Source organism: Bradyrhizobium sp. WYCCWR15520 (genome assembly GCF_056174665.1).
This window is the reverse complement of sequence record NZ_JBWBWM010000019.1, coordinates 76,866-98,357: the sequence shown is the minus strand read 5'-3', so window position 1 is coordinate 98,357 and position 21,492 is coordinate 76,866. Positions and strand designations below refer to the sequence as shown.

The following is a 21,492-nucleotide window of genomic DNA, read 5'->3' as shown; positions in this document are numbered from 1 at the left end:
GTGTGGTCCTGACACCCGTGGCTGGTGCCAAGCTGCCGGTGACTATTCTGATCCAACCGGATCGATGCGTCATCAAGCCGGCAGTGACGGAGGCCAGAGGAATTCGGCTCCGGGGAGATCACGGCATAAGCCGTCAACCCATTGCGCAGGGAATGCCGGCGTGCCTCGGCTGTACCTGTATGCTCGTGTGCGCATTTCTTTCCACACTTTGTACACGAGACCGCGGGTGCAGCAAGCACCCGGCATTCCCTGCTCCCTCGTTTGGAGGGAGGAAAGAAGGTTGATGCAAACCTCGGGCGCGGTGCGCCGCGAGAATGCAAAGGTCTGTCCACCGTCATTGCTGCGGAGCGAAGCAATCCATTGTCGCCGAGCATGCCGAAGGATGGATTGCTTCGTGGAGCCTGTCATCGGGCGGCGCTTCGCGCCGACCCGTTGGCTCGCAATGACGTGGAAAGGCCGCGGTGTACTGGGTACCCGCCTGCGCGGGCTATAACACCGGCAAGAACTCTACCGCCTGAAACTCTTGATCTCCGACACGCTGCCGTCGCGGTACGTCAACTCCACCGAAACCGACCTGGTCGCCGGGGCGAGCTTCAAATACGGCGTCGCATCATGCGGAATGGCGATGGGATCGCGGGGATCGCAAGGCGGCATTTTCAAAACCTTGTCCGGCACCGCGGAGTCGATGCCGACGCGCACCTCGCGGATCGCGCAGCGATACGACATCAGGTGCGTGTAATAGACCAGCAGCCCGTTGAAGTCGCGGAACGACAGCCAGCTTGTCGCCGTCATGTCGAGGATCTTGCGCTGGTCGCGGATCAGCGCAGCTTCAGGATCGAATCGGATCGGAAACGGCCCCTGCAACTCGCCATTGGTGTCGACATAGCGCACCTGGATCACGGCAGCCGGTGCATCGGCCGGCAGTTCGATCGACGGGTTGGGCATCCGCTTGCGGGTGCGCGGGTCGAGCGTGTCCATGAACCCGGTCTCGCGGAAATTGCCGCTATCCCCGATCCGCCAGGAAATGCCGAGCGTCGGATCGGCGATCGAGAACACCACGGTCCATCCGCCGTTGTGGCGAGAGAACATCGCGATCGGCGCGTTGATGGAATCGTTCTGCGGCTTGAGTTGCTGCACCGGCGGCAACGCCGCAAGCTTTTGCAGCGGCTCGGCGGATTGCGCTGCAGCCTCGGGCTGCGCTTTTGCAAGCCCGTTCAGAAAAACGTCGTCGACCATCTGGTCGAAATAGACCGGGATCTGCTTGTGACGGACGGTCTCCGCCAGTTCGCTGACCGCGCGCCGCGTGCGCTGCGCGACCTGAACGAGGTTCGCGCCGGGCTGCGTCAGCTCCTTGGCGAAGGTGCGCGTGAACACCGAATTGGGATTGGCGTCGTCATTGGAGAGCCGGTCGAGCGCGGTCTGCCGCGGACCGGCCGAGAAGATCGAGAACACGCCTTCCGGCAATTGCGTCATCGGTGCGAGACCGCCGCCGCCGGCAACCGCGCGCGTGCCGGGACGCTCGAACGGATTGTTGCGGCAGGCGTCGAACACCAAAATGGCGGTGCGCACCTTGCGGTTCTGCAGCCGTTCGATGATGCGGTCGGCGAGGATCGAGGCGTCGCGCACCAGCTCCTCCTGCCCTTCGGTTGCCGGCGGCACGTCGGTCGGCAGCAGGAAGTTCTGGCCCGCGATTTCGAAACCGTGGCCCGCGAAGAAGAAGAACGCGGTGTCGCCGGCATCGACCGCCTTGTCGAACGCCAGCAACGTCTGGCTGAACGCCTGCCGGCTCTGGTTCTCCGCCACCATCACCGTGAAGCCGAGCTGCTTGAGCGTATCGCCCATGGTGCGGGCGTCGTTGACCGCCTTCTGCAGCTTGGGCACGTTCCGGTAGTCGTTGTTGCCGACCACCAGCGCAACGCGCTTTTCCGCACACGCGGGCGCGGCGAAGACTGCGATGCACGTTGCGAGGCTCGTCACCGCGAGCAGTCTGGTAAGCCAACCCTTCATGGAATTCCCCATCCGCACGATTCGTCCTTTGGGCCGTGCGATACCGCTTCATGCCATAGTCGGCGGCCCGTTGCCCACGGTTCAACAGCTTCTCTTGATTGGAATGGGATGGCCGGATTTGACGGCCAAATGACGGTTTTTGCCGTTATTTGTGCGAAAACATTAAGCTTTTTGGGCTTCAATGGGGGTTCCTAGATTGACTTTGGTCATTTCGACCCTATGTTCGCGCTCAACGCGGCCTTGGATCGAAACGCGATTCCCTAGGTTAGCCGCTCGTCTGCGTAAGTCAGAGCCCCCAGCTTTTCAAAGCGCGCCGTTTCGGGGCAAAACGCGACAGCCTTTTTACCCTCGATTCCGAACGGCGGTGTCGACTAGAGGCTCAATGTCTTTTTCCAATCTCGGCCTTTCCGATAAGGTCCTCGCCGCAGTTGCGGCCACCGGGTACACCACCCCCACCCCCATCCAGGAACAGGCAATCCCGCACGTTCTGGCCCGCCGCGACGTCCTCGGCATCGCCCAGACCGGCACCGGCAAGACCGCCGCCTTCGTCCTGCCCATGCTCACGCTTCTGGAAAAGGGCCGCGCCCGGGCACGAATGCCCCGCACCCTGATCCTCGAACCGACCCGCGAACTCGCAGCTCAGGTCAAAGAGAACTTCGACAAATACGGCGCCGGCCAGAAACTCAACGTTGCGCTCCTGATCGGCGGCGTCTCGTTCGGCGACCAGGATTCCAAGCTGACCCGCGGCGTCGACGTCCTGATCGCAACCCCAGGCCGCCTGCTCGACCACACCGAGCGCGGCGGTCTCCTTCTCACCGGCGTCGAACTGCTGGTGATCGACGAAGCCGACCGCATGCTGGACATGGGCTTCATCCCCGACATCGAACGCATCTGCAAGCTGGTGCCGTTCACACGCCAGACGCTGTTCTTCACCGCAACGATGCCGCCGGAAATCAGCCGCATCAGCGAAACCTTCCTGCACAATCCCGAGCGCATCGAAGTCTCCAAGCCCGCCACGACCGCGACAGGCGTATCGCAGTTTCAGGTCGGTTGCGGCCGCGAGCCACACGAGAAGCGCGAAATCCTTCGCCGCCTGTTGCGCGACGCCAAGGATCTCAACAACGCGATCATCTTCTGCAATCGCAAGCGCGAAGTCGCCGTCGTTTACAAATCGCTGCAGAAGCACGGCTTCAGCGTCGGCGCTCTGCATGGCGACATGGACCAGTCGGCGCGCACCGCGGCGCTCGATCAATTCCGCAAGGGCGAGATCCCGTTGCTAGTTGCCTCCGACGTCGCCGCACGCGGCCTCGACATTCCCGCCGTCAGCCACGTCTTCAATTTCGACGTGCCGCATCATGCCGACGACTACGTGCATCGCATCGGCCGTACCGGTCGCGCCGGACGCGCCGGCACCGCGATTTCGATCGTAACCTCGCTCGACAACAAATCGATCGCTGCGATCGAACGACTGATCGGGAAAAACATTCCCCCCGCCGAAGGCGATTACGCCGTGCACTCGGAGACGTCCGAGGACGGCGATCAGCCGCGCGAACATCGCTCGCGAGAAGGATCGCGCGGCGGCCGCAAGCCGCGGCGCGAACGCGAGCCGCGAGCCGCCAGGGGTTCTGATAAGCGCGGCGACAAGAGCGCCGAGCGCGAACCGCGGCCCGCCAAGGGCACGGGCCGCAACGCCAGACCGCAGCCTGAGGCTGGAGCCTTTACGCCGCCCGCCGCTGCGCAGCCTTCGCGGGTGCCCTCGATCGGACGGCCTGAGCCGCGGCGTGCCCATCGCGAGATCGAATCGGAGCCCGCCGATCACTCGCATCTTCCCGCATTTCTTTTGCGGCCCGTTCGCGCCCGCGTCTGACCGGCGTCGAACCCGACGGCCGGAAGCATTTACCGGCCGTTCATCCTCCTCCGTTAACTTGGCGGCGATAATTTAGTCATTGCTGCTGCCCGGCAACGACCGGCGCTGCTCGTTATTGGGGACGGATCAGTGGTCAAGCTGCTGGACGAACACGAACGCACGATGGCGTTTGCCGAAGTTGCGTTGGGCCAGATCAAGTCCCTCCGCCAGACCGCCGTCCCGCGCAACTATGAAATCTGGTACGTCTACGCGACCGGATACAACGCCCAGCTTAACAAGATCATCAACGAGACGCTGGCGCGCAACGGCAAGCTCAGCGAAGCCGATCTCGAACAGATCTACGAGACCTACCTCTCCCACATCAAGGCATCCGACCGCATCGACAAGGTCGGCGCGCGCGTGATCGGCGAGATCGACGACGTGATGACGCTCATCACCGAAGCGCTCGCCATGTCGCAGAGCTATGACTCCAGGCTGAGCGGCGCGAACGAGAAACTTAAGGCAGCCAAGAGCCGCGATCAGATCAAGGCGGTCGTTGACGGCCTCTTGAAATCGACACGCGAGATGCAGGAGACCAACAAGGCGCTGGAGAACCGGCTGGCGCTGTCGAAGACCGAGATCAGCAATCTTCAGCACAGCTTAGAGGCGATCCGCGCCGAAAGCCTGACCGACCCGCTGACCGGATTGGGCAACCGCAAATATTTCGACCGCTCGATCGAGATGGCGGTGCGGACGGCGCTGGCGAACGGCGAGCCGCTGTCGCTCCTGATGTTCGACATCGACCATTTCAAATCGTTCAACGATTCCTACGGTCATCTCACCGGCGATCAGGTGCTGCGGCTGGTTGCGATGTCGCTGAAGCAGACCATCAAGGGCCAAGACATCACTGCCCGTTACGGCGGCGAGGAATTCGCGGTCGTGCTGCCGAATACCGGGCTGCGGCAGGCGCTGACGGTTGCCGACCACATCCGCCGCGCGGTGATGGCGAAGGAGTTGAAGAAGAAATCCACCGGCGAGATTCTCGGCCGCGTCACCATCTCCGTCGGCGTCTCCATGCTGAAACCGGATGATGATACGGATTCGCTGATCGAGCGCGCGGACGCCTGCCTCTACGCCGCCAAGCGCAACGGCCGCAACCGCGTGATCTGCGAAGTCTACCCCGAATACGCCGACGAGACCCGCAGCCAGGTCGCCTGAGGGAATCTATTTGCGCGGCGCCGTCCTCGTCCGCGCGGCCTTCCTCGCCCCCGTCGCCTTCCGCTTCGCAGCCGGCTTGCGCGCAGCCTTCCCCGAAACCTTCGCCTTCGCTGCCTTGCGCGCCTTCGGCCGCTTGCGCAGGGCCGCGCGCTGCGCCGCGGCCAATGCCGCCCTCGCCCATCCGGCCAGTTCCTCGGAATCGTCGAACAGCCGTGCCGGCAATTGCCAGTACGAGTTCACAGTGACCGTCTTGGCCCGCGTCTGATACTGAAACGGCTGCGAGCCTTCCGCTTCGAATTGCGGAATGGTCTGGTCATCGGCGCGGAAATAGAGACCTGCCCTGAGGGCGAGCGCGAAATTGGTGCCGTCGGCGGAAATGCCAAAGCCTGAAAACATCGGGCGGATGGTGACGGGGCCGAAATCGGCAAACAGGTCGGTCAGGAATTCGCGATCCATTTGCTCACCGCCCCGGCGATGCGATCGCTACACCTTCGCCGGCGTCAGTTGCACCGACTCGCCGCAGCCGCAGGCGGAGACCTGGTTCGGATTGTTGAAGATGAACTGGGCCTGCATTTTGTCGGCTTTGTAGTCCATCTCGGTGCCGAGCAGGAACAAGACCGCCTTGGGATCGACCAGGATCTTGACGCCCTTGTCCTCGACCACTTCGTCGGTCGGACGAATCTCGTGGGCGTATTCCACCGTATAAGACTGGCCGGCGCAGCCGCCGTTTTTGATGCCGACGCGCAAGCCGACGATCTCGGAATCGGCGCGCTTGGTCAGTTCCGTGATCCGGGTAGCGGCAGCCTCGGTCAGTTTCATGACCTGCGGACGGGGCCGCGGCTTCGGCTTGGACTGGATGCTGGTATCCATTGCGGTCGATCTCCGGCGTCGCCTCATGGCGACGAGCTATCATAGCATTAAAATAACAACGAAATTCCCAGTGTGAAGGTCTCTCGTCATGAACTCAGTCAGAACCCGTCGAAACAAGCCGCAAGCTTCCTAGTAAATCGCCCATATTCCCGGCGTCGCCAGTTCCAGCAGGTGATTGTCGGGATCACGGAAATAGATGCTCTTGCCGCCGCGCGGCCAATCCGTCCTGCCCTCGATCGCGACATCGTGCTCACCAAGCGACTTTTCCCAGGCCGGCAGTTCGGCCGCCGCGATGGCAAAGGCCATGTGGATCGGGCCGCTGCCGTCATGTGGCGGAATTGTCCCGCCGGGCAACTGGATCGGCTCGGGTGTTGAGCCGCGGAGAAAGAGCAGCAGCACGCTCCGGCCACCGATATCGTAAGCAAGAAACCGCGAATCCGCCGTCAGCGGCACAAGCCCGAGAACCTTCTCGTAAAACGCGCGGGCGCGGTCGAGGTCATCGACGTAAAGTGCAGTTTCGATGACGCCGGATAGCTGCGGCAACGGATCCCTTCACCACATGTTGAGGACGAGGCGCGCCTCGTCGGACATGCGATCCGGCGTCCAGGCCGGATCCCACACCAGATTGACATTCACGACGCCGACGCCGGGCACGCTGGCGATGGCGTTCTCCACCATGGTCGGCAGCTCGCCGGCCGCGGGGCAGTTCGGCGTGGTCAGCGTCATCGTCACGTCGACGGCGCGATCGTCCTTGAGGTCGACCTTGTAGATCAGGCCGAGTTCGTAGATGTCGGCCGGGATTTCAGGATCGAATACCGTCTTCAGCGCGGCGACAATTTCGGTCCCTAGCCGCTCGGTTTCCTCCGGCGGCAGCGCCGACTGGGTTTCCATGTTGGCGGTTTTGACTTCGGCCGTATCACTCATGAGAACAATTCCCGCGCCTTCATCAGCGCCTGTGCCAGATGGTCGACTTCTTCCCGGGTATTATACATTCCAAACGACGCCCGGCAGGTGGCTGTGACGTTGAACCGCTCTAAAAGCGGCATCACGCAATGGGTGCCGGCGCGCACCGCAATGCCCTGCCGGTCGATCACGGTCGCGACGTCATGGGCATGCGCGCCCTTCATCTCGAAGGAAATCACGGGACCCTTGTTACGGGCGGTGCCGATCAGTCGCAGTGAGTTGATCTCGCGCAGTCGCTCCTGAGCATAGGCAAGCAGGCCCTCCTCATGCGCGGCGATGCGCTCCTTGCCGATCGAGTTGACGTAATCGATCGCAGCGCCCAGCCCGATCGCCTCGACGATCGGCGGCGTTCCGGCCTCGAACTTGTGCGGCGGGTCGCCATAGGTGACCCAATCCTTTGCCACCTCGCGGATCATCTCGCCGCCGCCGTTGTAGGGCCGCATCGCCACCAGGTGCTCATGCTTGGCATAGAGCGCGCCAATCCCGGTCGGGCCATAGATCTTGTGGCCGGTGAAGGCATAGAAATCGCAACCGAGGTCCTGTACGTCAATCGGCAGGTGGACCGCGCCTTGCGCGCCGTCGACCAGCACCGGAATGCCGCGGTCATGAGCGAGTTTCACGACTTCCTTGATCGGAACGAAGGTGCCAAGCGCGTTCGACATTTGGGTGATCGCGACGAGCTTGGTGCGCGGCGTCAGCAGCTTCTCAAATTCCTCGATCAGGAAATTGCCTTCGTCGTCGACCGGCGCCCATTTGATCACCGCGCCATGGCGCTCCCGCAGGAAGTGCCAGGGCACGATGTTGGAGTGGTGCTCCATGATCGAGAGCACGATCTCGTCGCCCGGCTTGATGTTGGGCTCGCCCCAGGACGATGCCACGAGATTGATGGCCTCGGTGACATTGCGGGTGAAGATAATTTCTTCGCTGCGCGCCGCATTGATGAATTTCGCCACCTTGGCGCGGGCGCCCTCGTAAGCCTCGGTCGCAGCATTGGCGAGGTAATGCAGGCCGCGATGCACATTGGCGTACTCGGTCTTATAGGCTTCCGTCATGCGGTCGAGCACGGCGGTCGGCTTCTGCGCGGAAGCAGCGTTGTCGAGATAGACCAGCGGCTTGCCATAGACCTTCATCGCCAGCGCGGGGAAATCTTCCCGCACGCGGGCTACATCATAGGCGCCATTCTTGACCGCCGGATGCTGCGTCATCCCCGTGCCTCCAGCCAACGATGCGCGGCAGCGATCGCAAGCTCACGCAGACCGTCATTGACGATCGATTCAATCGCTTCGCCCGCAAACGCCTGGATCAGCAGCGCCTGAGCTTCCTTTTCGGACAGGCCGCGGGCGCGCATGTAGAACAGCAGGCTCTCGTCGAGCGCGCCGGTGGTAGCGCCATGGCCGCAGGTGACGTCGTCGGCGAAGATTTCGAGCTCCGGCTTGTTGTCGGCCTCGGCCTCGTCGGACAGCAGCAGCGCCCGCGTCATCATCTTGGCGTCGGTCTTCTGCGCATCGGGACGCACGATGATACGGCCCTGGAACACCGAATGGGCGCGGTCGTCGGCGACGGCGCGGAACACCTCACGGCTAGCGCAATGCGGCACCGCGTGATCCATGAACAGTGTAGTGTCGGCATGCTGGCGGCCATTGAGCAGATTGACGCCGTTGGTCTCGACCCGGGAATGCTCTCCCGCGAACGCAATCGTCGCCTGATAGCGGCTGACGGCAGCGCCCGAGGTCATGCCAAAGGTGTTGAAGTGGGCATGCGCCCCCAGCGTGACGACGGCGGAGGAAATGTTGAAGGCCTCGCGGCCGTCCTCGACCAAGCGAACCTGATCGAGCCGCGAATTATCGCCGATCGTAACGATCAGCGAGTCGTGAACCTGATAGGCTTTCGCGCCATCGGCCGCAATGTAGCTTTCGACCAGCGTCACGCCGGCATCCTTGCCAAGACGCAGCAGCGAGCGGGTGAACATCGCCGCGGGTGCGGCGCCGCTGGCGACATGAATGATTTGCAGCGGTTGCTTCAGCACCAGGCCGTTGGCAATCTCGATCACCACGCCATCGGTCATCATCGCGCTGTTGAGCGCGACCATCGGATTGGTGTTGTCGGGCGTGAGGAGCTCTGCTTGCAGTACGGCGTCGCCGGCTTCCAGCACGTCTCGCAGGGTGCGGACGGCAAGGCCCCTCTCCAGCCCATCCAGTTCGGAAAGCTTTGGCGCGAAAACGCCATCCACCAGCACCAGCCGGCGCGCGCCCTTGATCGCCTGCACTTTTACGGCCGTTGCAGCCCGCTTCAGCGCTGCAGCATCCGGCGCAGGAGCAAGCGGCAGCACTTCGCGCATGAGCGCGCGCAGGTCGGTGTATTTCCAGTCCTCTATCCGCCGGTGCGGCAGGCCCACACGATCATAGGCCTCGAAGGCGGCGCTTCGCGCCTCGGCGATCCTGCCGGTGCCCGGCAGCCGGTCGCGCGCGATGGCGAAGCTGTCGCTCAGCGCGCGTCCGGTCTCGTTCTTTGCCAAAGCCAAATTCATCACGATACCTGTCAGGCTGCGTCTTCGAACTGCGCGTAGCCCGAAGCCTCGAGCTCCAGCGCCAGATCCTTGCCGCCGCTTTTGACGACCCGGCCCTTCGACATCACGTGCACGAAATCAGGCACGATGTAGTTCAGCAGCCGCTGGTAGTGGGTGATGACCACCATGGCACGGTCCGGCGAACGCAGCGCGTTGACGCCGTCGGCTGCGATCCTGAGCGCATCGATGTCGAGGCCGGAATCCATTTCATCGAGAATGCAGACAGCCGGCTCGAACAGCGCCATCTGCAAAATCTCGTTGCGTTTCTTCTCGCCGCCGGAGAACCCGACATTGACGCCGCGCTTGAGCATGTCCTGCGGGATGTTGAGCGACTTCGCGACCGCGCGGACCTTCTTGAGGAATTCCGGAGACGAAAGCTGGCTCTCGCCGCGAGCTTTGCGCTGGGCGTTCAATGCAGTGTGCAGGAAATTCCAGGTGGTGACGCCGGGGATTTCGACCGGATACTGGAACGCCAGGAACACGCCCTTGGCGGCGCGCTCATCCGGCGACATCTCAAGGAGGTCCTCGCCCCTGAACAGGATCTGGCCGTCGGTGACTTCGTAGCCCGGCTTGCCGGCGATCACATGCGACAGCGTCGATTTGCCCGAGCCGTTCGGCCCCATGATCGCGTGCACCTCGCCCGGATTCACGGCGAGCGTCAGTCCGTGGAGAATTTCGTTATCCTCGACACGAACCTTCAGGTCTTTCACTTCAAGCAACGCAGTCATCTTGTTTCCTTGTGGCCTATAACGCCCGAATAAAAGCCGGAATAAAAGCCCAGACGAAGAAGCCCAGGGCCCCACAACCGGCAGCCAATTTGCCCAATTCGGCTACATCAACCCATCCCGCCAAGCTGCCAATCAGAGCCGCAAAGGCTCCAGCGATCGCAACAAACAAAAAGATCGCAAACGGCGCAAAACGAACAAATGCGAAGATGTTGCTGATCATCTGGGCTTATCCGACACTGCCCTCCAGCGAGATCGAGATCAGCTTCTGCGCCTCAACCGCGAACTCCATCGGCAGTTGCTGCAGCACATCCTTCACGAAGCCGTTGACCACGAGGCCGACCGCTTCTTCCTGCGAAAGGCCGCGCTGGACGCAGTAGAACAGCACGTCCTCGGAGATCTTCGACGTCGTCGCTTCGTGCTCGAAGGTCGCCGACGAGTTCTTCGCCTCGACGTAAGGGACGGTGTGCGCACCGCATTTGTCGCCGATCAGGAGCGAATCGCACGCCGTATAGTTGCGCGCGCCGGTGGCCTTCCGATGGGCGGTGACGAGGCCGCGATAGGTGTTCTGCGAGACGCCCGCGGCGATGCCCTTGGAGATGATCCGGCTGGTCGTGTTCTTGCCGAGGTGGATCATCTTGGTGCCGCTGTCGACCTGCTGGTGACCGTTCGAGATCGCGATCGAGTAAAATTCGCCGCGCGAATTGTCGCCGCGCAGGATGCAGCTCGGATATTTCCAGGTGATCGCCGACCCGGTCTCGACCTGGGTCCAGGAGATCTTCGAATGGTTGCCGCGGCAGTCGCCACGCTTGGTGACGAAATTGTAGATGCCGCCCACACCCTCGGAATTGCCGGGGTACCAGTTCTGCACCGTCGAATATTTGATCTCGGCGTCATCGAGAGCCACGAGTTCAACGACGGCGGCATGCAACTGATTCTCGTCGCGCTGCGGTGCGGTACAGCCTTCGAGGTAGCTGACGTAAGAGCCCTTGTCGGCGATGATCAGCGTGCGCTCGAACTGGCCGGTGTTGCGCTCGTTGATGCGGAAATAGGTCGACAGCTCCATCGGGCAGCGCACGCCCGGCGGCACGTAGACGAACGAGCCGTCCGAAAACACCGCCGAGTTCAGCGTCGCAAAATAATTGTCCGAGGTCGGCACGACCGATCCGAGATACTGCTTCACCAGTTCGGGATGCTCGCGGATGGCCTCCGAGATCGGCATGAAGATCACGCCGGCCGCCTTCAGCTCTTTCTGGAACGTGGTCGCCACGGAAACCGAGTCGAACACGGCGTCGACCGCGATCTTGCGCTCGCCTTCCGGCTTCACGACGCCTTCCAGCACCTCGACTTCACGCAGGGGGATGCCGAGCTTCTCGTAGGTCTTGAGGATTTCCGGATCGATTTCGTCCAGCGAGCCGATCTGCTTCTTCGGCTTCGGCGCGGAGTAGTAATAGAGATCCTGGTAGTCGATCTTGGGGTAGTTGACGCGCGCCCAGGTCGGCTCGGTCATGGTCAGCCAGCGGCGATAGGCCTCCAGGCGCCATTCCAGCATCCAGGCCGGCTCGTTCTTTTTCGCGGAGATGAAACGGACAGTGTCTTCCGACAGTCCCTTGGGAGCCTTGTCGGATTCGATAAGCGTCTCAAACCCATATCGATATTGGTCGACGTCGATGCGCCTGACGCGCTCGACCGTCTCTTGTACGGCTGGCATTCCATCCTCCGCTCGCGGTTTCAAGGACCGCGGTGGAACAAAATCTGTGACGAAGCTTGTCCGGCGAAACGCGCTTAGAACGGTTCAAGCCGTGTTTCGTCGTCCTCTAAGTAAGACATCAGCAAGCTTTCGCCAAGCCTCCAGGGCCAAATCAACGTCTGTTTCCGAGGTAGACCAGCCCAGACTAAGCCGCACCGCTCCCTGTGCCAGATCCTTGCCAAATCCCATAGCGGCCAGGACATGCGACGGTTGCACCTTGCCGGAGGAACAGGCAGAGCCCGAGGATACCGCAATACCGGCAAGGTCGAAGCCAATCACGGCCGTTTCCGCCTTCAGCCCGGGAACCGTGAACAGGGTGGTATTCGGCAACCGTGGCGCATCTTCGGAAAACACAATTACATCAGCGGTTTGCTTGAGCCCTTTCTCAAAGCGCTGACGCAAGGCCAGAAGCCGGTCGGCATTTGTCGGCAGTTGCGCCGTCGCGGCTGTGGCTGCAGCGCCAAAGGCCGCGATGCCGGCCACATTCTCGGTACCCGCCCGGCGTCCAAGTTCCTGCCCGCCGCCGCGCAAAAGCGGCTCGATCCCCTGCACACCCTCGGCCAGAACCAGCGCGCCAACGCCCTTGGGGCCACCAATCTTGTGTGCAGACAGCGTGACCAGATCGGCCCGCATGGCCTTGATATCGATCGATATTTTTCCCACTGCCTGGATCGCGTCGACATGCAGCAAGCCGCCGGCCTCATGCACAATGTCAGCGGCTTCGGCGATTGGTTGAATGGCGCCGGTCTCGTTATTGGCCAGCATTACCGACACCAGTGCCGGCGGCCCTTCCGCCAGCAAGGCACGCAGATGATCGAGGTCCACCACGCCGGCGCCGGAGACGTTGATGGACGCGATCGCGTCCGCCGGAAACCGTCCCCCTGACAGTACCGATGGATGCTCGATGGCTGAGACCACCAGCCGCTGGACTGGCCAGCCCGTGCCGGGGCGCAATCCCGGCGTGAGCGCCATTGCATTGGCTTCAGTGCCGCCGGAGCAAAACACCACGTCCTGCAGCCGGGCCGAAACGGCCGCAGCCACGGCGGCACGCGCTTCTTCGACCAGCCGACGTGCCTGCCGGCCTTCGGCATGAACTGAGGAAGGATTGCCGGCCATGTCCCAGGCAGCCGCCATTGCCTGCCGCACCTCCGGGCGAAGCGGCGTGGTTGCATTCCAGTCGAGATAGACCCGATCAGGCATTGCTGTACTATATTACCTATACTGATAAGTGTCTTTCGCGCGCGAGCGCCAGAAGCCTTATTGCAATTGGCGATCGCCTCGTCTGCAGGCAATCGCAAACTAGCACCTTGAACCGCCTTCTAGACGTTCAAGATGCTTGCTTTTTGCCCCTCGCCTCATGTTAGAAGGCCGCCATCAGTTCACGGGAGCGTCGTTCGCGCATCGCCCAGCGACGCCTGACCCCATTCTCTCCGCCGGATCACATCCGTTGCCCAGGAATCATCAATGCCTGAAGTAATTTTCACCGGCCCCGCGGGCCGCCTCGAAGGCCGTTATCATCCGGCCAAGCAGAAGAACGCGCCGATCGCGATGATCCTGCATCCGCATCCGCAGTTCCACGGCACGATGAATCACCAGATCGTCTACCAGTGCTACTACGCGTTCGCGCATCGCGGCTTCTCGGTTTTGCGTTTCAATTTCCGCGGCGTCGGCCGCAGCCAGGGCTCGTTCGATCATGGCACCGGCGAGCTCTCGGACGCCGCCTCCGCGCTCGACTGGGCGCAGACCATCAATCCCGAAGCGCGCGCGTGCTGGGTCGCGGGCTTTTCGTTCGGCGCATGGATCGGCATGCAGCTATTGATGCGCCGCCCCGAGGTCGAAGGATTCATTTCGATCGCGCCGCCCGCCAATCTCTATGACTTCTCCTTCCTCGCGCCCTGCCCGTCCTCGGGCCTGATCGTGCATGGCGAGAAGGACGCGGTGGTGCCGCCGAAGGACGTCAATACGCTGGTCGAGAAGCTGAAGACCCAGAAGGGCATCGTGATCGATCAGCAGATCATCCCGGGCGCCAACCACTTCTTCGACGGCAAGCTCGAGCCGCTGATGGAGACGGTGACCGGCTATCTCGACATGCGGCTGGCGAACGTGCGGTAAGAATCCGTCGGATGGGGTGAATTCGTGCGGTCGCCCCTAACGAGGCTTACTCTTCTGCTTTTGCCCGCCCTCCTGACGGGTTGCTCGGAAGCCGTTCCAGACTCTGACCTGGTCGGCAGCTATGCCGTCAATTACCGCGGGGATACCGCGACCTTGTCCTTGAGGGCTGATCATACTTACACGCACACCGTCCTTGTGAATGGCAACAAGGTCGAGGAACAAACGTCAACGTGGAAGACCACTCAGTCGAAATTTGGATGGACCGACATCTATTTAGAGAAGTTCGTCACAGCTCCAACGTATCGGAGGAACCAGGGCGACAAAACAGAGCCCTTGACTTGGGGCCCCACGATCGAGCGGACGTGGTTGGGGAAGATAGAACTCTGCTTCAATTCGGATGTTGGATACTGCTACGCTAAGCAGCGCTAGCCCCTAACTCCCAGGCATTCATCACTTCACGACGGCGCAAACTTCAGCGCCGCGATCCCGGCCAGCACCAGCGCGATGCCGGCGAGCTTCATCGCGCTCATGGCTTCGCCGAACAGCAGCACGCCCATGATCAGCGTGCCGGCGGCGCCGATGCCGGTCCACACCGTGTAGGCGATGCCGACCTCCAGCACCTGCAGCGCCCGTCCCAGCAGGAATACGAACGCCGCCAGCAGCACCAGCGACACGAGGCTCCAGCCGAGGCGCGTATAGCCGTCGGCATATTTCATCGCGATCGCCCAGCCGACATCGAGCAGGCCGGCGGTGACCAGCGCGATCCACGCAACCGACGGCGACATGGTTTTACGCCGCGAGCTTCAGCATGTGCGCATTGTGACGGTCGAGGAACGCGCGCAACAGTTTTGCGTATTCCGGTGACACCGCGCCGCGCACGCTTGCACGCTTTGCGAGTTCGACACGCCATGCCCGTACTTTCGGAGTCTCGGCGAAGATCGCGAGATCAGTGAGCTCGTCGAACACGTCGAAATAGCGGAAGATAGGCGCGAACACTGCATCCACCAGGCTGAAATCCGCACCGGCGAAATACGGCCCCGCGCCGAGCGTCTTCTCGACCTGCGCGAATTTGGCGGCGACCGCCTTCCGCTTGGTTTCAAACACCGCGGGATCACCCGTCGTCTCCAGGCCCCAGAGCTCGCTCAGAATGGTGGAGCCGAACTCCATCCACGCACGATGCTGCGCGCGTTGGAGCGGATCCTGCGGATGCAGTTTTTCGCCGCCTTGCGTATCTTCGATGTACTCGCAAATTACGTTGCTCTCGAACAGCGCAACCTGGTTGCCGTCGTCGCCGGTCACCACGAGCACCGGCACCTTGCCGAGCGGCGAAATCTTCAGGAACCAGTCCGGCTTGTTGGCGAGATCGATGTCGACCCGCTCGAACGGAACGCCCTTTTCGTTCAGCGCGATCACCGCGCGCTGCACGTAAGGGCAAAGCTTGTGGCTGATCAAAGTGAGTTTTTGCGCCATGACGACCTCCCAAGGCGAAGGCTGGCCGCCCTCGCTCCATGCATCTGCATCCAAATTAGATGCACATGCATGCAGTCGTCAAGGTCGATGCAGTTGCATCAACAGATCTTGAACCGGCTCACGGTCGCGCGATGATGCCGCCGGTCATCGGGATCGGCACCCCCGTGGTGGCGGGGTAGCTGAGCGGCAGGCCTTTCAGGCCCCGCGCCGCCAGAAATCCAAACGCCTGCGCCTCGATGGCGTCGGAGGCCCAGCCAAGTGTATCCGCCGCCTGGACCTGTGCCGGCGCCAGGCATTCGCGCAACATCCGCAGCATGGTCATGTTGCGGGCGCCACCGCCCGCCACGATCCAGCTATTGGGCTCCTTCGGCAGCAGCGGCACCACCCGGGCGATCGCAGCCACCGTAAACGCGGTCAGCGTCGCCGCTCCATCCTCGGGCGGCATGTCGCCGAGCTTCAGCCCCGCAAAATCATTGCGATCGAGCGATTTCGGCGGAGGCAGCGAAAAGAACGGCATCTGCAGCGCGCGATTGATCCAGGCCGCATCGACCTTGCCCAACGCCGCGATGCGGCCCTCGGTATCGAAGCGCTGGTTCATGCGGCGGAGCATGTGGTCGTCGAGCAGCGCGTTGCCCGGGCCGGTATCGCAGGCGATCAGCGTGTCGCCGTCGATATAGGTGATGTTGGCGACGCCGCCGATATTGACCACGACGGTCGGCCCCTCCCGCTCCAGCGATTGGGCCAGCGCGCGGTGATAGACCGGCACAAAGGGCGCGCCTTGGCCACCGGCTTCGACGTCGGCAGCGCGGAAGTCGTACATGACCGGAATGTGGATAGCCTTGGCCAGCATCAGCGCGTCGCCGATCTGGACCGTCAGCTTCTTCTCGGGCCGGTGCAGCACGGTCTGGCCATGGAAGCCGACAATGTCGATGTCGTCGAAGCGCATCCGGTGTTGGGCGGTGAAAGCGGCCACCGCCTCGGCATGGGCCGCCGTAACGACCCGTTCGGCCTCACGCAGGCACCCGGGCCGCGCCGTACGATCCGGCAGGTCGGCAGCCTCGTACAGCGCCTGGCGCAGCAGGCTGCGCTCCGCATCCGTATAGGGCCGGTATCCGGACGGTCCGAGCGCATTCACCCGGCGGCCGTCGGTTTCGATCAAAGCGACATCGACCCCGTCGAGCGAGGTGCCGCTCATCAAACCTAATGCCGTCAACATCATAGCAGATTGTGCCTTTGAAACGCCCTGCTCGATACGTCCCGCCGACGACGACCAGCTTGTGCCAAACACGCACATCTTATAATGCCACAGCGCCCGGCCCTGCGGCAGCCTGTTCCGCGATGGTTCCGCAAAACAGTTACAATTACAGTGAAAATAGAATGATCAAAGCAGCCCGCCAATGACCGCATTTAAATCAGATTTCCTGAACATTTTACAGGAGCGCGGCTTCATCCACCAGTGCTCCGATTTCGAGGGTCTCGACGCGCTGGCGGCGAAGGGCCAGGCAATCGCCTATGTCGGCTACGACTGCACGGCGCCCTCGCTCCATATCGGCAATTACCTCACCATGATGATGCTGCACTGGCTGCAGCAGAGCGGCAACAAGCCGATCACCCTGATGGGCGGCGGCACCACCATGGTCGGCGACCCCTCCGGCAAGGATGAATCGCGCGCCATCCGCTCGATCGAGGAAATCGAGGCCAACAAGGCCTCGATCCGCGGCGTGTTCGCCAAGGTGTTGCGCTACGGCTCCGGGGCCTCCGATGCGATCATGCTGGATAACGCTGAGTGGCTGACCAAGCTGAACTGGATCGAGATGCTGCGCGATATCGGCCGGCATTTCTCCGTCAATCGCATGCTGACGATGGACTCGGTCCGCCTCCGCCTCGAGCGCGAGCAGGAGATGAGCTTCATCGAGTTCAACTACATGGTCTGCCAGGCCTACGACTTCGTCGAGCTGGCGCGGCGCACCGGCTGCCGGCTGCAAATGGGCGGCTCCGACCAATGGGGCAACATCGTCAATGGTGTCGACCTCGGCCGCCGCATGGGCACGGAGCAATTGTTCGCGCTGACCACGCCGCTGCTGACGACCGCCTCCGGCGCCAAGATGGGCAAGACCGCGCAGGGCGCGGTGTGGCTCAATGCCGACCAGTTCTCGCCTTACGACTTCTGGCAATACTGGCGCAACGCCGAAGACGCCGACGTCGTCAAGTTTCTAAAACTGTTCACGACCCTGCCGATGAGCGAGATCCAAAAGCTTGCGGCGCTGCAGGGCGGCGAGATCAACGAAGCCAAGAAGGTGCTGGCGACGGAGGCAACCGCGCTGCTGCATGGCCGCGATGCCGCCGACACCGCCGCCGAGACCGCCCGGCAGACGTTCGAGCAAGGCGCGATCGCGGAGAACCTGCCCACCGTGGAAGTTTCGCGCGGCGAACTCGAGGCCGGCGCTGGTGTCGTGGGGCTATTCGTGAAGGCCGGTCTCGTCACCTCGAACGGCGAGGCGCGGCGCCAGATCAAGGGCGGCGGCTTGCGCGTCAATGACGCCGCCGTGACAGACGAGAAGATGGTGCTGACGCCGTCCAACCTGACGCCGGAAGGCGTCATCAAACTTTCCATGGGGAAGAAAAAGCACGTCCTGCTCAAGCCGGCCTGATCCGGCCTGCATGGGCGCATTCGCTTTTTGACGCTTGCGGGGACCTGCGGAAACGCGCTCCCTGCATGCCATGGATAGCAAGACGCCAGATGAAGACACCTCGGCCAGGCTGCTCAAGCCGGACCGGGTTGCGCTCAACGTGCTGGCGCTATGCTTTATGCTGGCGCTGCTCGGCCGTGGCCTCGGCGAGAGCTTTACGGTTTTCCTGAAACCGATCGCGGAGAATTTCGGCTGGGACCGCGCGGAAGTGGTGTCGGTCTATTCGCTGACCTGGCTGGCCGGCGGGCTGATGGCCCCGGTGGTCGGCCGGCTGTTCGATCGCTACGGCCCGCGCACTGTCTATTCGCTCGGACTGCTACTGCTCGGCGGCGCGTTTCTGGGGGCATCCCGCGCGCAGGCACTGTGGCAATTGCAATTGAGCACCGGGCTGTGCGCCGGGATCGGCATCGCCTTCATCGGCAACGTGCCGAATTCGATCCTGCTCGGCCGCTGGTTCGGCCCGCGGCTGCCGACGGCGATGGCAGTGGTCTATTCCGGGGCCGGCGCGGGTGTGCTGGTGTTGTTACCCGCCTCGCAGCTGCTGATCGACCATGTCGGCTGGCGCGGCGCCTACCAGATCTTCGGCATCGCTGCGCTTGGCCTGCTGGTGCCGTTGCTGCTGCTGCCGTGGGGGCTGTTCTCCACCGGCTCGCCACACATCGCCAGAAAAGCCGAACCCGGTTTCGTCGACGGAGGCTGGACGCTCGCCAGCGCCATGCGCCACCACGCATTCTGGGCGCTGTTTGCAACCTTCTTCTTCACGGCGGTGGGGATGTATGCGCTTGCCGCACAGATCGTTGCCTATCTGATCGACGCCGGCTTCCCGCCACTGCAGGCGGCGACCGCCTGGGGCTTTTCCGGCATCGTGCTGCTGTTCGGCATGCTCGGCGTGACCCAGCTCGACAGCATCATCGGGCGACGCCCGTCGGTGCTGCTCAGCTACGCCATCTCGATCGTCGGCATCATCCTGCTCTGGCTGTTGCAGTACTATCCGAACTTCTGGCTGCTCGGCGCCTTCGTCGTGACCTTCGGCAGCATGATCGGCTCGCGTGGGCCGCTGATCACGGCAACCGCGATGAAGATCTTTCGCGGCGAGCGCGTCGGCACCATCTACGGCACTATTTCGATCGGCAGCGGCCTTGGCTCGGGGTTGGGCGCCTGGGCCGGCGGCCTGATCCACGACTGGACCCACAGCTACAACCCCGTGATCGCGTTCGCGCTGGTCGCGGTGGTGCTGGGGATGATTCCGTTCCTGGTCGTCCCGGCGCTCAGGCGGTAGTCAAGTCTCGGCCCGCTTGCCGGGGGCTACTCTTTTTTGCTGCGATCGTTTCAAGCAGCCAGTTCTTGAATGAGAGCATCGCTTGTGTCGGTTGCCGGGAGCGCAGCGACGTAATCCAGTAGTCGCCGAGTGCCACTTCAATCTGGAAAGGCCGGACCAGCCGCCGTCGACCGATCTCATCCTGAAACAACGCCGCCGGCAGCAACGCAACACCGAAGCCCCGCGCGGCTGCACTGGCGATCGTGATGGATGAATCGAATACCATTCCCTTGAGGACCGGACTTTGCAGTCCCGCCGCGGCAAACCATCGCGGCCATTCCTCCTGCCGGTAGGAGCGCAGCAGCACCTCGCGCTTGAGGTCGGCCGGACGGCTCAGCCTGCGAGCCAGCGACGGCGCGCAGAGTGGGGTAAATGGCGCTCCCATCAAGCGGGTCGCATCGGTACCGTGCCAAAGGCCATCGCCAAACCTGATCGCGTAATCGAGGCCTTCGCCCGCGATGTCGATACGGTTGTTGTTGGTGAACAGGCGCAGATCGATCCGCGGATGGGCCTTCCTGAAGGCGTCGAGCCGCGGCAGCAGCCATCCCGAAGCGAAGGTACCGACCACGCCGACAGCGATGACGTCCTGGTAGTGGCCGTCTTCAAAACGATTGAGCGTTTCAGTGAGCCGGCCGAAGGCCTCGACAATGCTCGGCAACAGCAACTGCCCCTCATCGGTGAGCGCGACGCCACGGGGTAGCCTGCGAAACAACTGCACGCCAAGCCGATCCTCCAGCACCTTCACATGCTGGCTGACGGCCGCCTGCGTGACCCGAAGTTCCAGGCCGGCGCGGGTGAAACTGAGGTGGCGCGCTGTCGCTTCGAAGGCCCGCAGCGCGTTGAGCGGAAGGTGCGAAAGCTTCGTGCGGCGCCGCATTGCTTGTCCCTAGTTTTTCTTATGCCTGCCCGCAGAACTGATCGTTTGTCAAGATTGCGGCCTGTCGGCACTTTCCCGGCCGCAGCAAGGAGAGATTCATGATGATCACGAGAAGACAGTTCCAGCTTGGATGCGGCGCAGTGCTGGTAGCGATTGCCTTGAGCGGCCGGCTGAAAGCGGTACGTGCGTCGACCCCAAATCAACGACTGATCGACGAGATCAAGCGGCTGGAGAGCGAAAGCGGCGGCCGGCTCGGTGTTTGTGTACTGGACACCGCAACGGGCACTCGTCACGTCCACCGGGGCGACGAGCGCTTCCCGATGTGCAGCACCTTCAAGGCGCTGGCGGCCGCCGCGATCCTGGCGCGGGTCGATGCCGGCAAGGAACAGTTGACGCGGCGCATAACGTACGACGCGTCCGCACTCGTCACCTACTCGCCTGTCACTGAAAAGCACGTCGGCGGCGACGGTATGACGCTCGCTGAAATTTGCGAGGCGGCGGTGACGCTGAGCGACAACACGGCCGGCAATCTGCTGCTCTCTGCTCTCGGCGGACCTCCGGGGCTGACGGCGTTCGCACGGAGTCTCGGCGACCAGATCACGCGGTTGGACCGGGATGAGCCCTCGCTCAACGAGGCTTTGCCCGACGATCCCCGCGACACCACGACCCCGAACGCCATGGCTTCCAATTTGCAGGCTCTCGTCGTTGGAACTACTGCGCTGTCGGCGCCATCGCGCGAGCAACTGACGGCATGGCTCGTCGCCAACAAGACCGGTGATACGAGGCTGCGTGCAGGCCTTCCGAAAGACTGGCGCGTCGGCGACAAGACCGGCACGGGTGCGCGCGGCACGAACAACGACGTCGCCGTGATCTGGCCTCCTGGCAAGGCGCCCATCGTAATCACCGGCTATCTGACTGGCGCCACCGTTCCTGCCGCGCAGCAAAACGCCATTTGGGCTTCGGTCGCGCGGGCGGTCTCTGTCATAGCGTCCGGCTAGGTGCCGAATGCACATAGCAACTGCCGCGGATCAGAGCGGTGATTTCTGCCGGACGCAGCTTCCCATCGCGAAGCTTCGATCA

The 21,492-nt window shown here is 62.7% G+C and carries 21 protein-coding genes; 6 read left to right on the top strand and 15 right to left on the bottom strand.

Features of this window, described 5'->3' with window-relative positions:
• Positions 1-507 precede the first annotated feature (507 nt).
• Entirely contained in the window at positions 508-2,007 is a 1,500-nt protein-coding gene (locus AC0QUY_RS22300; protein ID WP_475388383.1) for a caspase family protein, read from the bottom strand.
• 382 nt (positions 2,008-2,389) lie between these two features.
• On the opposite strand from AC0QUY_RS22300, the gene AC0QUY_RS22295 reads away from it, so the two are divergent.
• Together AC0QUY_RS22295 and AC0QUY_RS22290 are read left to right on the top strand one after the other, a co-directional pair.
• Entirely contained in the window at positions 2,390-3,874 is a 1,485-nt protein-coding gene (locus AC0QUY_RS22295) for a DEAD/DEAH box helicase (protein WP_475388381.1), read from the top strand.
• Between the two features lie 129 nt (positions 3,875-4,003).
• Complete coding sequence (locus tag AC0QUY_RS22290) at positions 4,004-5,071, top strand: GGDEF domain-containing protein (RefSeq protein ID WP_475388379.1); 1,068 nt, start codon at positions 4,004-4,006, stop codon at positions 5,069-5,071.
• Positions 5,072-5,077: 6 nt separating this feature from the next.
• On the opposite strand, the gene AC0QUY_RS22285 is transcribed toward AC0QUY_RS22290, so the two are convergent.
• The 10 genes from AC0QUY_RS22285 to AC0QUY_RS22240 all read right to left on the bottom strand — a co-directional run bounded on the left by AC0QUY_RS22285 (position 5,078) and on the right by AC0QUY_RS22240 (position 13,145).
• On the bottom strand, positions 5,078-5,527 hold the full coding sequence (locus AC0QUY_RS22285) for a TfoX/Sxy family protein (protein ID WP_475388378.1): 450 nt from the start codon (positions 5,525-5,527) through the stop codon (positions 5,078-5,080).
• A gap of 27 nt (positions 5,528-5,554) precedes the next feature.
• Entirely contained in the window at positions 5,555-5,941 is a 387-nt protein-coding gene (locus AC0QUY_RS22280; protein WP_475388377.1) for a HesB/IscA family protein, read from the bottom strand.
• 129 nt (positions 5,942-6,070) lie between these two features.
• Positions 6,071-6,484: a VOC family protein gene (locus AC0QUY_RS22275; protein ID WP_161854418.1), complete on the bottom strand. Its 414-nt coding sequence runs from the start codon at positions 6,482-6,484 to the stop codon at positions 6,071-6,073.
• 9 nt (positions 6,485-6,493) lie between these two features.
• On the bottom strand, positions 6,494-6,865 hold the full coding sequence (locus tag AC0QUY_RS22270; RefSeq protein WP_161854417.1) for an SUF system Fe-S cluster assembly protein: 372 nt from the start codon (positions 6,863-6,865) through the stop codon (positions 6,494-6,496).
• Positions 6,862-8,109, bottom strand: coding sequence for a cysteine desulfurase (locus AC0QUY_RS22265; RefSeq protein WP_161854416.1), 1,248 nt, complete (start codon positions 8,107-8,109; stop codon positions 6,862-6,864). The genes AC0QUY_RS22270 and AC0QUY_RS22265 overlap by 4 nt, the downstream gene beginning before the upstream one ends.
• Positions 8,106-9,431: a Fe-S cluster assembly protein SufD gene (gene sufD / locus AC0QUY_RS22260; RefSeq protein WP_475388376.1), complete on the bottom strand. Its 1,326-nt coding sequence runs from the start codon at positions 9,429-9,431 to the stop codon at positions 8,106-8,108. Before sufD ends, AC0QUY_RS22265 begins: the two co-directional genes overlap by 4 nt.
• Positions 9,432-9,442: 11 nt before the next feature.
• Positions 9,443-10,198: a Fe-S cluster assembly ATPase SufC gene (sufC, locus tag AC0QUY_RS22255; RefSeq protein WP_161854414.1), complete on the bottom strand. Its 756-nt coding sequence runs from the start codon at positions 10,196-10,198 to the stop codon at positions 9,443-9,445.
• A 16-nt stretch (positions 10,199-10,214) separates the two neighbouring features.
• Positions 10,215-10,418, bottom strand: coding sequence for a hypothetical protein (locus tag AC0QUY_RS22250; RefSeq protein ID WP_161854413.1), 204 nt, complete (start codon positions 10,416-10,418; stop codon positions 10,215-10,217).
• Between the two features lie 6 nt (positions 10,419-10,424).
• Positions 10,425-11,906: a Fe-S cluster assembly protein SufB gene (gene sufB / locus AC0QUY_RS22245; RefSeq protein WP_161854412.1), complete on the bottom strand. Its 1,482-nt coding sequence runs from the start codon at positions 11,904-11,906 to the stop codon at positions 10,425-10,427.
• 84 nt (positions 11,907-11,990) lie between these two features.
• Positions 11,991-13,145, bottom strand: coding sequence for a cysteine desulfurase family protein (locus AC0QUY_RS22240; protein WP_475388375.1), 1,155 nt, complete (start codon positions 13,143-13,145; stop codon positions 11,991-11,993).
• A 264-nt stretch (positions 13,146-13,409) separates the two neighbouring features.
• Here AC0QUY_RS22240 and AC0QUY_RS22235 point away from each other — a divergent pair, with 264 nt between their 5' ends.
• Positions 13,410-14,057 (top strand): alpha/beta hydrolase, encoded by a 648-nt coding sequence (locus AC0QUY_RS22235; protein WP_025589847.1) that lies wholly within the window; start codon positions 13,410-13,412, stop codon positions 14,055-14,057.
• Positions 14,058-14,512: 455 nt separating this feature from the next.
• Here AC0QUY_RS22235 and AC0QUY_RS22230 read toward each other — a convergent pair whose 3' ends face one another.
• The 3 genes from AC0QUY_RS22230 to AC0QUY_RS22220 all read right to left on the bottom strand — a co-directional run bounded on the left by AC0QUY_RS22230 (position 14,513) and on the right by AC0QUY_RS22220 (position 16,746).
• Entirely contained in the window at positions 14,513-14,842 is a 330-nt protein-coding gene (locus tag AC0QUY_RS22230; protein WP_161854410.1) for a DMT family transporter, read from the bottom strand.
• Positions 14,843-14,846: 4 nt separating this feature from the next.
• Positions 14,847-15,527 carry a glutathione S-transferase family protein gene (locus AC0QUY_RS22225; RefSeq protein WP_475388374.1) on the bottom strand — a complete coding sequence of 227 codons (681 nt, stop codon included), beginning with the start codon at positions 15,525-15,527 and terminating at the stop codon, positions 14,847-14,849.
• Positions 15,528-15,645: 118 nt separating this feature from the next.
• Entirely contained in the window at positions 15,646-16,746 is a 1,101-nt protein-coding gene (locus AC0QUY_RS22220; protein ID WP_475388372.1) for an anhydro-N-acetylmuramic acid kinase, read from the bottom strand.
• A 178-nt stretch (positions 16,747-16,924) separates the two neighbouring features.
• On the opposite strand from AC0QUY_RS22220, the gene tyrS reads away from it, so the two are divergent.
• Positions 16,925-18,178 carry a tyrosine--tRNA ligase gene (tyrS, locus tag AC0QUY_RS22215; protein WP_475388371.1) on the top strand — a complete coding sequence of 418 codons (1,254 nt, stop codon included), beginning with the start codon at positions 16,925-16,927 and terminating at the stop codon, positions 18,176-18,178.
• A gap of 70 nt (positions 18,179-18,248) precedes the next feature.
• A complete protein-coding gene (locus AC0QUY_RS22210) occupies positions 18,249-19,496 on the top strand; it encodes an MFS transporter (RefSeq protein WP_475388369.1) in 1,248 nt (415 codons plus the stop codon).
• Here the strand turns inward: AC0QUY_RS22210 and AC0QUY_RS22205 are convergent.
• Positions 19,486-20,412 carry a LysR family transcriptional regulator gene (locus AC0QUY_RS22205; protein WP_475388368.1) on the bottom strand — a complete coding sequence of 309 codons (927 nt, stop codon included), beginning with the start codon at positions 20,410-20,412 and terminating at the stop codon, positions 19,486-19,488. The genes AC0QUY_RS22210 and AC0QUY_RS22205 overlap by 11 nt on opposite strands.
• Before the next feature lie 101 nt (positions 20,413-20,513).
• Between AC0QUY_RS22205 and bla the strand changes: the two genes are divergently transcribed.
• A complete protein-coding gene (gene bla, locus AC0QUY_RS22200; protein ID WP_475388474.1) occupies positions 20,514-21,410 on the top strand; it encodes a class A beta-lactamase in 897 nt (298 codons plus the stop codon).
• Positions 21,411-21,492: the final 82 nt, after the last annotated feature.

What these genes read in the sequence shown, in the direction of transcription:
- AC0QUY_RS22300 (WP_475388383.1), bottom strand. Translation starts at nt 2,007, where the DNA reads ATGAAGGGTTGGCTTACCAGACTGCTCGCGGTGACGAGCCTCGCAACG.
- AC0QUY_RS22295 (WP_475388381.1), top strand. Translation starts at nt 2,390, where the DNA reads ATGTCTTTTTCCAATCTCGGCCTTTCCGATAAGGTCCTCGCCGCAGTT.
- AC0QUY_RS22285 (WP_475388378.1), bottom strand. Translation starts at nt 5,527, where the DNA reads ATGGATCGCGAATTCCTGACCGACCTGTTTGCCGATTTCGGCCCCGTC.
- AC0QUY_RS22280 (WP_475388377.1), bottom strand. Translation starts at nt 5,941, where the DNA reads ATGGATACCAGCATCCAGTCCAAGCCGAAGCCGCGGCCCCGTCCGCAG.
- AC0QUY_RS22270 (WP_161854417.1), bottom strand. Translation starts at nt 6,865, where the DNA reads ATGAGTGATACGGCCGAAGTCAAAACCGCCAACATGGAAACCCAGTCG.
- AC0QUY_RS22265 (WP_161854416.1), bottom strand. Translation starts at nt 8,109, where the DNA reads ATGACGCAGCATCCGGCGGTCAAGAATGGCGCCTATGATGTAGCCCGC.
- sufD (WP_475388376.1), bottom strand. Translation starts at nt 9,431, where the DNA reads ATGAATTTGGCTTTGGCAAAGAACGAGACCGGACGCGCGCTGAGCGAC.
- sufC (WP_161854414.1), bottom strand. Translation starts at nt 10,198, where the DNA reads ATGACTGCGTTGCTTGAAGTGAAAGACCTGAAGGTTCGTGTCGAGGAT.
- AC0QUY_RS22250 (WP_161854413.1), bottom strand. Translation starts at nt 10,418, where the DNA reads ATGATCAGCAACATCTTCGCATTTGTTCGTTTTGCGCCGTTTGCGATC.
- sufB (WP_161854412.1), bottom strand. Translation starts at nt 11,906, where the DNA reads ATGCCAGCCGTACAAGAGACGGTCGAGCGCGTCAGGCGCATCGACGTC.
- AC0QUY_RS22240 (WP_475388375.1), bottom strand. Translation starts at nt 13,145, where the DNA reads ATGCCTGATCGGGTCTATCTCGACTGGAATGCAACCACGCCGCTTCGC.
- AC0QUY_RS22235 (WP_025589847.1), top strand. Translation starts at nt 13,410, where the DNA reads ATGCCTGAAGTAATTTTCACCGGCCCCGCGGGCCGCCTCGAAGGCCGT.
- AC0QUY_RS22230 (WP_161854410.1), bottom strand. Translation starts at nt 14,842, where the DNA reads ATGTCGCCGTCGGTTGCGTGGATCGCGCTGGTCACCGCCGGCCTGCTC.
- AC0QUY_RS22225 (WP_475388374.1), bottom strand. Translation starts at nt 15,527, where the DNA reads ATGGCGCAAAAACTCACTTTGATCAGCCACAAGCTTTGCCCTTACGTG.
- AC0QUY_RS22220 (WP_475388372.1), bottom strand. Translation starts at nt 16,746, where the DNA reads ATGATGTTGACGGCATTAGGTTTGATGAGCGGCACCTCGCTCGACGGG.
- tyrS (WP_475388371.1), top strand. Translation starts at nt 16,925, where the DNA reads ATGACCGCATTTAAATCAGATTTCCTGAACATTTTACAGGAGCGCGGC.
- AC0QUY_RS22210 (WP_475388369.1), top strand. Translation starts at nt 18,249, where the DNA reads ATGGATAGCAAGACGCCAGATGAAGACACCTCGGCCAGGCTGCTCAAG.
- AC0QUY_RS22205 (WP_475388368.1), bottom strand. Translation starts at nt 20,412, where the DNA reads ATGCGGCGCCGCACGAAGCTTTCGCACCTTCCGCTCAACGCGCTGCGG.
- bla (WP_475388474.1), top strand. Translation starts at nt 20,514, where the DNA reads ATGATCACGAGAAGACAGTTCCAGCTTGGATGCGGCGCAGTGCTGGTA.